This window comes from Rossellomorea pakistanensis (assembly GCF_016908495.1).
In the GTDB taxonomy this organism is placed as follows: domain Bacteria; phylum Bacillota; class Bacilli; order Bacillales; family Bacillaceae_B; genus Rossellomorea; species Rossellomorea pakistanensis.
The window spans coordinates 499,803-511,196 of record NZ_JAFBDZ010000001.1 but is presented as its reverse complement, the minus strand read 5'-3'; the positions used below and the strand labels follow the sequence as shown (position 1 = coordinate 511,196).

The window sequence follows — 11,394 nt, the reverse complement described above, 5'->3', positions numbered from 1 at the left end:
AGATGGAGATGGTTCGTGTTGTTTCATGGTCTAAGACCGATAACATTGCAATGATCGTTATAAATAATCCACCTGTGAACGTTCTAAACAAAACAGTAATCGAACAATTGTGTTTAGTAACGGATGAAATTGAAAGCGATTCCGATATTAAGGTTGTTGTTGTTACGGGAGCAGGAGAGAAAGCTTTTGTAGCGGGTGGTGATATAAAAGGGTTCCCTGAATGGATTGGAAAAGGTGTGGAGTTGGCAAAACAAAAATCTCTATGGCTCCAAGAAGCTCTCAATAAAATAGAAGATTTACCACAACCAACGATTGCTGCCATCAATGGTATTGCTCTAGGGGGAGGCTGCGAACTTGCCATGTGCTGCGACATTCGAATCGCAGAGGAGCAGGTTGAGATTGGTCTCCCCGAAATTAAATTAGGCTTGCTTCCAGGGGCAGGGGGAACTCAAAGACTATCCCGTTTAATAGGCAAAGCGAAAGCAAAAGAAATGATTTTTACAGGAGGGGCGTTGTCAGCAAAAGCAGCAAAAGAAATGGGTTTAATTAATCATGTCGTTCCAAAAGGAAAAGGAGTAACAGAGGCAATGAAACTAGCAGAACGTATTTGTCATCATTCTTTCCCGTCCCTTTACTTTGCTAAACGATCTATTGATGAAGGCTATGAACAATCTCTTAAGAAGGGACTTTTAACGGAAGCTGAAAATTTTGGACGTGTATTTCAAACAAGAGATGTACGAGAAGGGGTAAATGCATTTATCCAAAAGAGGAAGCCAAACTTTCTCGATCAGTAAACAGTATTCCAAAGGAGGTATGGATATGTTTGGGTTATCACCATTAATGACATTTATGCTTTTTGTTTTTTGGCCTGTCTCGCTTATTGCAGCAGGTGTGTGGGGGGGAGTCGCATTTAAAAATGAGGAAGAGGAGGAAGTGGAATGATTCTTACGATCGGAGTTCTTTATTTACTTGTGATCTTAGTAATTGGCTTATTCTCGATGAAACATCAAAAGGATATGGACACCTTTTACACAGGAGGGCGTAGATTTGGACCATGGCTCGTTGCTTTAGCTATCTCCTCAACGACCATGTCGGGTTATGGATTCATAGGGCTTACGGGTCTCGTTTATCAGCATGGTTATGCCATATTTATGATTGGAATATTTGCTACTGCCGGAATTTTTGTTAGCTTTTTAATCCTTGCAAAGCCAATGAGACGGATTACACAAAAATTTGGTGCATTAACGATTCCTGATTTACTAGAATTAAGGTATAACAGTAAAGCTGTACGTGCGATTACAGCCCTCGCCATATTAGGTGGGGCCATCGGGTATCAAATGGCACAATACAAAGCTTTAGGAAACATGCTCCAAACCGTTCTAGGTGTCGATTATAAACTTGCCCTGTTTATAGGTGTTGCGATTCTAACTGTATATGTTGTCGGTGGGGGTATGATTAGTGCTGTATGGACAGACTTTATTCAAATGATTGTAATGGTATTCGGTTCATTAATCGTTTTCATTGGTGGAATGAAGATGGTTGGAGGAATGTCGCAACTAAATTCAGAGATAGCAAATATTAACCCTGACATGGTACAAGCCTTCCATACAACAGGTCCAATTGGAATTTTTGCTTTTATTTCTTACTTTTTTATTTATGTAATCGGTCATCAAGGACAACCACATGTAGTATCGAAATTTTATATGATTAGAAAAATTTCAATGCTGAAGTGGGCATGTATAATTGCGGCTTCAACCTACGCACTTACAGCGTTATTATGGTTTGTTGGGCTCTATACAAGGGTAATGGTTGAGCGTGGAGAAATGACCGCGCCAGCTACACCGGATCTTGTTGCACCATTGTTTATCGAATCTTTTTTCCATCCTGCTATTGCAGGCTTAATCTTTGCAGCTGTTATGGCGGCCATTATGTCAACAAGTGAAGCATTTTTATTAGTTGCAAGTTCTTCCATTGTAAGGGATGTCTATCAACAAATTATTAAAAAAGGAGAAAAACTCCCTGAAAAGAAAGAACTTGCCCTTTCTAGATGGATTACACTTGCAGTGATTGCTTTAACCTTCTTACTTTCTCTAAATCCTCCAGATCTAGTAGGATGGTTAGGAAATGCATCTTGGGGAATTTTTGTAGCATCGTTGGTTCCGGTTTTGAGTATCGGGATACTGTGGAAACGGGCTACACGAGTAGCTGCTATATGGTCATCTGCATTAGGGTTTATTTTTAGTATTGGACTTTACATTTTAAAGGTAAAAGAACTTTATGTGCCAGATCTTGATACAGGTGCTATTGCCTTAATTATATCAACTGTGTCATTTGTCGGGATTTCCCTATTTACAAAATCAGAATCTAATGTAATATTCGAAAACGGACTTGAAACCAAGGGAGGTAAAAAGAGAGGTTCTACTGTCATTAATATCTAATAGCAAATGTGAAAAGGGGCAGGAAGATTTGTCATCTATGGCAGGGAATGGGGGGAAAATTTACTGAAGGCTTTCAAAGTATGGGGATGCTCGCATTGTCTATGATTGGAATCATATCTCTTTCTCCTGTATTAGCCAATATTTTAATCCCTATTATTACACCTGTGTATAAGCATATCGGGGCAGACCCATCTATGTTTGCTTCAACGATATTAGCACTTGACATAGGAGGCTACTCCCTTTCAATGGAAATGGCAAAGTCATCGGATGCCGCAATGTTTTCTTGGGTGTTTTTAGGAAGCACAATGGGGGCGACTATCGTTTTTACAATACCCGTTGCATTAGGACTTATCGATAAAGCTGATTATCCATTATTTTTCAAAAGGAATATTAATCGGATTAGTGAATATTCCCATCGGTTGTATGATTGGTGGGTTATTTGCTGGTTATAAACTTAAATGGATGCTCATTAATTTATTTCCTACATTAATATTCTCCACCCTTATTATTTTTGGCATGATTTTCCTTCCTTTGTTAGTCATTAAGACATTTAAAGCTTTTTCAAAAGGGATAGAAATCCTGATCATGATTGGACTAATATTAATTATGCTAGAAACATTTATAGGGGTTCAAATAGCGAAGGGGTTACTTCCTTTTTCTGAAGGAATAAAAACAGTTGGGATGATATCCATTACCCTCGCAGGCGCATTTCCATTTGTTTTCATTCTACAAAAGGTACTGACAAAGCCTCTTATTAAAATAGGAGAAAGAATAAAAGTAAATAAGTACAGCCTAATCGGTCTCCTTGCTTTATTAGCTCACCTAATACCAGCCTTTACGATGTTTAGACATATGGATGAAAGAGGAAAGGTTATAGTGACTGCATACTCTGTCAGTGGTGCATTTGTTTTTGGAAGTCACTTAGGGTTTGTTGCAGCGATGGATAACGAGATGGTCATCCCTATGATTATTGGGAAAATATCAGCTGGGATATTATCGATTGCTTCGGCCGTTGTATTAACGAGGGATCAATCGAATGAAAGTAGCTTATTACAACATAAGCACGTTTCTTGATCCATGTCATTAAATTCTTTAAAAGAAGATTTACCACCTCAAATTGTGGTGAATCTTCTCTTTTTTGTTCCCCAAGGACGGATTTTCGATATGTAAAACGGTTTATTATCAGAGACTGTAAAAAAAGGATCAATTGTTTCCTTGATATTATTACTTGAAGTAAACTTATATTATCGAACAGCTAATAATTTAAATATCCTTCACAAAAATGATAAGGTATACAGTAAAATAATGTGAATATATTTAGTAGTATTTTAAGCTGTAAATGCAGTGTAGTAATGAGGGTACTTTTCTTACTTAAAATTATTTAGTGTAAAGGAGTTTTCGAATGCAAACGTTTACGACAAGAAATGAAGTACCAAAACATGAAAGATGGGATTTATCTGATATCTATTCTGATTATAGTAAATGGGAAACTGACTTTAAGCTAATTGAAAAAATGACAGAGAAATTAAAATCATTTGATGGTCGAATTCAGGAAGGAAACTCTTTGTATCAATACTTGAAACTAAGGGAAGAAGTATCCTTTTTGTTTAACAAAATCTATGCATATGCGATGTTGAATGTCGATGAGGACACTAGAATAACGAAAGCTCAATCATTCTTAGAACGAGCAAAACAACTTAGTGTAAAGGTGAACGCTTCGACTTCCTTTTTCATGCCATATTTATTAAGTTTAGAGGAGGAAACATTAAAAGGATACATATCTGCAGAAGAAGGGTTAAAATACTTTGAAGAAGACTTGTTAGAGTCCTATCGTTACAGGACTCATGTATTAAGCAAAGAGCAGGAGGAAGTCTTATCTCAATTAGGGGAAGCACTTTCTGTCCCGGGTCATACCTATGGGATGATGAATAATGCAGATATTAAGTTTGGAGAAGTTATTAACGATAAAGGTGAGAGTGTGGAACTAACGAGGGGGATGTATTCAAAGCTAATTGAAGACGAAGACCGTGAAAAGCGCAGGAAAGCATACAAGGCATATTACCAACCATATATGCATTTAAGGAATTCTATTGCCTCTACACTTTCCGCAGCTATAAAAAATAACGTTACTTTAGCTAGAGTACGTCATTATCCATCAGCACTTGAAAAGTCATTGTTTGCTGATAAGGTTTCGAAAGAGGTATATGAAAATCTAATTTCAACCACCAAAAGCAATATTGATCCACTACATCGTTATTCTCGTATCCGTAAAGAAAAATTGAGATTAGATGAACTGAGACAATATGATTTAAATGTTCCATTAGTAAAAGGAGCTAAACAAGTCATTCGTTACGAGCAAGCATATGAAACTATGTGTAAAGCCTTATCCCCTTTAGGAGAAGAATATATAAATATTCTTCATGAATTTAAAGATGCAAGGTATATTGATGTTCGGGAAACACCTGGGAAACGATCAGGCGCATACAATCTAGGTGTGTATGGCGTTCACCCTTATATACTTTTAAACCATCAAGATGATTTGAACAGTTTGTTTACATTGGTACATGAATGTGGTCATGGAGTTCATAGTAAGCTGAGTTCCCAGCACCAACCGCAAATTACTGCACGATATAGTATTTTCGTTGCTGAAGTGGCTTCGACAGTTAATGAAGTTCTATTAATTAATTATTTACTCAAAAATGAGAAAGATTCACATGTCCGAAATCATCTACTTAATCATTTCATTGATCAATTTAAAGGTACATTTTTTACTCAAGTGATGTTTGCAGAATTTGAGAAAAAGACACATGAAATGGCTGAAAAGGGATTACCTTTAAATGTAGATGTTTTTAATGAAACTTATGAGGGTTTGTTCAGGGAATATAATGGGGATGAGGTTGTATTTGATGAAGAAGTAAAATATGGCTGGGCCAGAATACCCCATTTTTATCGTCCTTTTTATGTATACAAGTATGCTACCGGCTTTGCTTCAGCCATCCAATTGGCCACTCAAATTTTTGAAGGTGATCAAGAAACATTAAAGTCATATTTGGAATTCTTAAAGAGCGGGAGTTCGGATTACCCGCTTGAATTGTTAAAAAAGACGGGTGTAGATTTAACATCACCCTTTCCGATAGAAAATTCCTTAAAACGGTTTGGTGCATTAGTTGACGAATTCTCCAAAATTTAAAATGAAGCGTACGAGTTAAATATTAATATTCAAGACATCAACTTAATAAAGCTTAAACACTCAATGGGTATAAGTTTAAGATTCAATAATGTGTAGATTTTTTAGTGATTTTGGAATGGAAAAGTTATGTTCACCTCAAATGGGGAACATAACTTTTTTTATTGGTATTGCTCCAATACACTGAAAAACTCCTTAGTAAACTGATAGAAAACCTTTTCTGAAGGGGCTAAATCCCTATGTTTTGGGGTAATGATTCCGACTGAACGTGTTACTTGTGGAGAATCAATAGGAATTTTTACAGTTAGATTAGGAGCTGCACCGGAAAATGTACTGTCAGGTAAGAGGCTAACACCGATTCCTGCTGAAACGAGCCCCTTAATCGCATCCATATCTTCCCCTTCTGATGTGATATTAGGTACAAATCCCGCTTGCTTACATGCATCCACCGCTATTTTTTGTAGTATATAACCTTTTGGAAATAAGACAAAATCTTCGTTTCGTAAGTCGCTGAGAAAAAGGCTCTTTTTATCCGAAAGAGGGTGGTTCGCTGGAACTAAAGCAGAAATGTTTTCCCTAAATAAAATATTGGTATTAATATCAGGGTCTTTTGTCGGGACGGGACCAAGAAATGCGATATTGATATCTCCAATTTTAATGGCCTCTATTAAACGAGAATAAGAGCCTTGACGCATATGGAACGAAACATTTGGAGATTTATGTCTAAAAGCTGAAATGACTGTTGGAAGTAAATGACTTGCAAGACTTGTCGGATAGCCAATTTTAATGGTCCCGTGTTTTGGGTCCAAATATTCGTCAACCTTTTCCTTCGCATGATCAATCGCTTTTATGGCTGATTTAGTATGGGTTAAAAAAATCTGTCCGATAGGTGTTAACTTCAGGTTTCTCCCAGTTCTTTCAAATAAAGAGACGCCAAGCTCGGCTTCAAGTTTCGTGATCTGTAAGCTAACGGCTGATTGTGCAACATGTAGAACCTCTGCCGCTTCTGTCATATGTTCACGCTCCGCAACTTCCATGAAATAACGTAATTGACGCAGTTCCATTTTGCACCTCCTCGATAATATATATCAAAACGAGATTGTTTTAATCTAAATTATATATTGTTTATATCAATTTGAAAATCTAAAATAAAAAGTATATAAATTTTCTGATAACTAAAACGTAAACGGGAGAGATGAACATGACATATAATCAATTGCCGAAAGCGCAAGGTCTCTACCGTCCTGAATTTGAACATGATGCATGTGGTATTGGCTTTTATGCTAATATAAAAGGACTTGCTACACATGATATTGTTAAAAAAGGACTGGAGATGCTTTGTCAATTAGATCATCGAGCTGGTCAGGGTAGTGACTCAATCACTGGCGATGGCGCTGGACTAATGATCCAAATTCCTGATGCGTTTTTCCGTCATACATGTCCAGAATTTAATTTACCTGCAAAAGGACGTTACGGTGTAGGAATGATCTTCTTTTCAAAAGATGATGCTGAAAGGGAAAATATTGAATCACATATAAATACATTAGTTAAACAAGAGGGACAGACGATACTCGGATGGAGAACTGTTCCTGTGAATATAGACCAAATTGGACCAGCAGCACAAGAAACGACCCCCTTCATTCGTCAGGTCTTTATTGGAGCCGATGAGAGTATTTCCAATGAATTAGTATTTGAACGTAAATTATATATTATTAGAAAACAGGCGGAAAAATGGGCTAAAGAGCAACAACAGCGTATGTACTTTTCTAGCCTTTCAAGTAAAACAATGGTCTTTAAAGGTATGTTAACTCCTGAGCAGGTAGATGCCTTTTATATTGATCTACAGGATGAGGAAGTGGTTTCGGCTTTTTCTTTAGTGCATTCCCGATTTAGTACCAATACCTTTCCAAGCTGGGAAAGAGCTCATCCAAATCGATACCTAATCCATAATGGGGAAATTAATACGCTTAGGGGTAATGTGAATTGGACAAAAGCACGTGAAAGACATTTACTATCCGAAGCGTTTGGGGAAGACCTACCAAAAGTTCTCCCGATTTTAGATACTGATGGAAGTGATTCATCCATTCTAGATAATGCACTAGAATTTCTTATACTTTCAGGTCGTAAACCAGCTCATGCAGCGATGATGCTTATTCCAGAGCCTTGGGCAGAAAATCCACATATGTCAAAAGAAAAGAAAGCCTTCTATGAGTTTCATAGCTGTCTAATGGAACCATGGGATGGACCAACATCGATATCATTTACGGATGGTAAACAAATCGGTGCGATTCTAGACCGAAACGGTTTGCGCCCCGCACGCTATTATGTAACAAAAGATGATTATATTATCTACTCGTCTGAAGTTGGTGTCATTAACATTGATCCTGAAAATGTGTTATATAAAGATCGATTAAGTCCAGGGAAAATGTTATTGATTGATATCGAAGAAGGTCGAATCATCTCAGATGAGGAAATTAAATCTGAAATGGCACAAAGTCACCCTTATCAGCAGTGGCTTGATGATAATCTTATTAAATTAAATGAAGATATAACATCAGGAGAAATAACATTGACGGACCTATTTGTACGTCAAAAAGCATTTGGGTATACCTATGAGGATATTCATAAATATTTAATTCCTATCATTACTGAAGGAAAAGATCCACTTGGTTCAATGGGGAATGACATGCCACTTGCGGTATTGTCCGATCGACCACAATCATTGTTCCATTATTTCAAGCAATTATTTGCACAAGTGACAAATCCGCCTATTGATTCGATTCGTGAACAAATTGTCACGTCAACGATTAGCTTTTTAGGGGCAGAAGGCAATTTGTTACATCCAAATGAAGAAAACTGTCGTCGTATTCAACTTGATACACCGATTCTATCTAATGGACAAATAAAACAATTGAAATCAAATGTATACCCGGAGTTTAAAAGCAAGACTATCCAGGCTTTATTTTCAGAAGATTTAGAGTTTTCTCTTGGGCAAATTTTCCTTGAAGCGGATCGTGCCATTGAAAAAGGGATTAGTCTGCTTATATTGTCAGACCGCAGCATGAATGAAAAAAATGTTCCTATTCCAATACTATTGGCAGCAAGTGCGCTTCATCAGTATCTTGTCCGTCAAGGAAATCGTACAAAGGTAAGCATTATCCTTGAAACAGGAGAAGCAAGGGAAGTTCATCATTTTGCTTCATTGATCGGATATGGTGCAGATGCTATAAACCCATATCTTGCTTTTGAAACGTATAAACAGTCTATTTCAGAGGGGCATTTAAAGATTCCTTTTGAAGAAACTGTTAGCAAGTATATTAAAGGAGTAACAGAGGGTGTTGTAAAAGTAATGTCCAAGATGGGAATTTCCACGATTCAAAGCTACCGTGGAGCCCAAATATTTGAAGCGGTTGGAATTAGTTCAAATGTAATCGAACGTTATTTCTGCGGAACAGCTTCACAGCTTGGTGGAATCGAATTAGAGACCATTGCACAGGAAGCATTACTAGTCCATAAGAAAGCATACAAGGATACCCTGAATGAAACCCTCGATTCTGGAAGTAATTTTCAATGGAGAAAGACAGGGGAACATCACGCGTTTAATCCGAAAACGATTCATACATTGCAATGGGCTTGTCGAAAAGGAGATTACGATTTATACAAACAATATTCTCACGCAGCAAATGAAGAGAGAATAGGTTTTCTTCGCAATCTATTTTCCTTTGACAAAACACGTCAAGCTCTGCCAATTGAAGAAGTTGAATCTGTTGATTCGATTGTAAAACGCTTTAAAACCGGAGCAATGTCATTTGGATCATTAAGTAAAGAAGCACATGAAGCGTTAGCGATAGCGATGAATCGTTTAGGAGGTAAAAGCAACAGCGGGGAAGGTGGGGAAGACCCTGACCGTTATACCCCTGATGCAAATGGTGACAATCGTAGAAGTGCGATCAAACAAATCGCTTCAGGCCGGTTTGGTGTCAAAAGTCATTACCTTGTAAATGCTGATGAACTCCAAATTAAAGTGGCACAAGGAGCAAAACCGGGTGAAGGCGGACAACTGCCAGGCAAGAAAGTATACCCTTGGGTTGCAGATGTTCGTGGATCAACACCAGGAGTCGGACTCATCTCACCCCCACCACATCACGATATCTATTCTATCGAAGACTTGGCTCAGTTAATCCATGATTTGAAAAATGCTAATCGTTCAGCACGAATTAGCGTTAAATTAGTGGCGAAAGCAGGCGTTGGTACAATCGCTGCTGGAGTGGCAAAAGGAGCTGCTGACGTTATCGTCATTAGCGGTTACGATGGCGGAACAGGTGCTTCCCCGAAAACAAGTATAAAACACACAGGTTTACCTTGGGAGCTAGGACTTGCAGAAGCACACCAAACCCTGATGCTGAACGGTCTGCGGGACCGCGTAGTGTTAGAGACAGACGGTAAGTTAATGACAGGTAAAGATGTGGTCATGGCAGCGATATTAGGGGCAGAAGAGTTTGGGTTTGCGACAGCGCCCCTCGTTGTTTTAGGGTGTGTCATGATGCGTGCGTGCCATTTAGATACCTGTCCAGTAGGTGTAGCAACTCAAAACCCTGAATTGCGAAAAAAGTTTATGGGAGACCCAGACCATATTGTGAACTACATGCGCTTTGTTGCACAAGAGGTACGCGAATTGATGGCAGAACTCGGGTTTAAATCGGTTGACGAAATGGTCGGGCGTACAGACGTTTTGAAAGTAAGCGAACGTACAAAAGAGCATTGGAAAGCGAAGCATCTAGATTTAACTGCATTACTATTTCAACCTAAGGGACAGCCTCGCACATTCCAAAAACCACAAAATCATAAAATTAATGAATCGCTGGATATTCTTGAAATATTACCAGCTGTACAGTCGGCTTTAACGAATCAAACACCTGTAGATGTAACCTTTCCAATTAAAAATATTAACCGTGTCGCTGGAACAATTGTTGGAAGTGAAGTATCTAAACGGTACGGAGATAAGGGGCTGCCCGAAGATACGATAACCCTTCGTTTCACAGGCTCAGCTGGTCAGAGCTTTGGTGCATTTGTACCAAAGGGGATGTCCATGTTTATCACTGGTGATGTGAACGATTATATCGGAAAAGGTTTATCTGGCGGTAAATTGGTGGTAAAAGCACCTATAGAGTCAAAAGTAGAGTCGGGAGAAAATGTGATTGCTGGTAATGTCGCATTTTACGGTGCTACAAGTGGTGAAGCGTATATTAATGGTCAAGCAGGAGAACGTTTTGCTGTTCGGAATAGTGGTGTAAATGTAGTTGTCGAAGGAATTGGTGATCATGGCTGTGAATACATGACAGGCGGACGTGTCGTGATTCTTGGTCAAGTTGGTAAAAACTTTGCGGCAGGTATGTCCGGTGGGATTGCTTATGTACTTGCTGAATCCAGTACAGAATTTAAGGCATTTTGCAACCAAGAAATGATCGATATAGAACCACTTGTCGATAAAGATGATGTCAAGGAACTGAAGCAAATGATTCTAAACCATTTCTATTACACAGATAGTGTCAAGGCAGCACGTGTGCTTGAGAACTGGGACACAATGCTAGCAAAATTTGTGAAAATCATTCCAAAGGATTATAAGCGTATGATGGAAAGTATTCAACAGCAAAAAGAAGCGGGATTAACAGATAAACAGGCCGTAATGAATGCGTTCCAAATCAATGCAAAGAATGAGAAAAGATTAACCACACCATCAAAACCATTAGAAACAGTAATTCAGTAAGA

Annotated in this window: 8 protein-coding genes; 7 read left to right on the top strand and 1 reads right to left on the bottom strand. The window is 38.3% G+C overall.

The window, feature by feature from the left end:
* The first annotated feature begins 2 nt into the window (after positions 1-2).
* The 6 genes from JOC86_RS02530 to pepF all read left to right on the top strand — a co-directional run bounded on the left by JOC86_RS02530 (position 3) and on the right by pepF (position 5,628).
* On the top strand, positions 3-794 hold the full coding sequence (locus tag JOC86_RS02530; protein ID WP_205168196.1) for an enoyl-CoA hydratase: 792 nt from the start codon (positions 3-5) through the stop codon (positions 792-794).
* 25 nt (positions 795-819) lie between these two features.
* Complete coding sequence (locus JOC86_RS24895; RefSeq protein ID WP_275583356.1) at positions 820-942, top strand: hypothetical protein; 123 nt, start codon at positions 820-822, stop codon at positions 940-942.
* Positions 939-2,438 (top strand): sodium/proline symporter, encoded by a 1,500-nt coding sequence (locus JOC86_RS02525; protein WP_205168195.1) that lies wholly within the window; start codon positions 939-941, stop codon positions 2,436-2,438. The genes JOC86_RS24895 and JOC86_RS02525 overlap by 4 nt, the downstream gene beginning before the upstream one ends.
* 47 nt (positions 2,439-2,485) lie before the next feature.
* A complete protein-coding gene (eutH, locus tag JOC86_RS02520; RefSeq protein ID WP_205168194.1) occupies positions 2,486-2,890 on the top strand; it encodes an ethanolamine utilization protein EutH in 405 nt (134 codons plus the stop codon).
* A complete protein-coding gene (eutH, locus tag JOC86_RS02515) occupies positions 2,862-3,512 on the top strand; it encodes an ethanolamine utilization protein EutH (protein ID WP_239587354.1) in 651 nt (216 codons plus the stop codon). Before eutH (JOC86_RS02520) ends, eutH (JOC86_RS02515) begins: the two co-directional genes overlap by 29 nt.
* 328 nt (positions 3,513-3,840) lie before the next feature.
* Complete coding sequence (gene pepF, locus JOC86_RS02510; RefSeq protein ID WP_205168192.1) at positions 3,841-5,628, top strand: oligoendopeptidase F; 1,788 nt, start codon at positions 3,841-3,843, stop codon at positions 5,626-5,628.
* 158 nt (positions 5,629-5,786) lie between these two features.
* Here pepF and JOC86_RS02505 read toward each other — a convergent pair whose 3' ends face one another.
* A complete protein-coding gene (locus JOC86_RS02505; protein WP_205168191.1) occupies positions 5,787-6,689 on the bottom strand; it encodes a glutamate biosynthesis transcriptional regulator GltC in 903 nt (300 codons plus the stop codon).
* A gap of 137 nt (positions 6,690-6,826) precedes the next feature.
* On the opposite strand from JOC86_RS02505, the gene gltB reads away from it, so the two are divergent.
* Complete coding sequence (gltB, locus tag JOC86_RS02500) at positions 6,827-11,392, top strand: glutamate synthase large subunit (protein ID WP_205168190.1); 4,566 nt, start codon at positions 6,827-6,829, stop codon at positions 11,390-11,392.
* Positions 11,393-11,394 lie beyond the last annotated feature (2 nt).

What these genes read in the sequence shown, in the direction of transcription:
- JOC86_RS02530 (WP_205168196.1), top strand. Translation starts at nt 3, where the DNA reads ATGGAGATGGTTCGTGTTGTTTCATGGTCTAAGACCGATAACATTGCA.
- JOC86_RS24895 (WP_275583356.1), top strand. Translation starts at nt 820, where the DNA reads ATGTTTGGGTTATCACCATTAATGACATTTATGCTTTTTGTTTTTTGG.
- JOC86_RS02525 (WP_205168195.1), top strand. Translation starts at nt 939, where the DNA reads ATGATTCTTACGATCGGAGTTCTTTATTTACTTGTGATCTTAGTAATT.
- eutH (WP_205168194.1), top strand. Translation starts at nt 2,486, where the DNA reads ATGGGGGGAAAATTTACTGAAGGCTTTCAAAGTATGGGGATGCTCGCA.
- eutH (WP_239587354.1), top strand. Translation starts at nt 2,862, where the DNA reads ATGATTGGTGGGTTATTTGCTGGTTATAAACTTAAATGGATGCTCATT.
- pepF (WP_205168192.1), top strand. Translation starts at nt 3,841, where the DNA reads ATGCAAACGTTTACGACAAGAAATGAAGTACCAAAACATGAAAGATGG.
- JOC86_RS02505 (WP_205168191.1), bottom strand. Translation starts at nt 6,689, where the DNA reads ATGGAACTGCGTCAATTACGTTATTTCATGGAAGTTGCGGAGCGTGAA.
- gltB (WP_205168190.1), top strand. Translation starts at nt 6,827, where the DNA reads ATGACATATAATCAATTGCCGAAAGCGCAAGGTCTCTACCGTCCTGAA.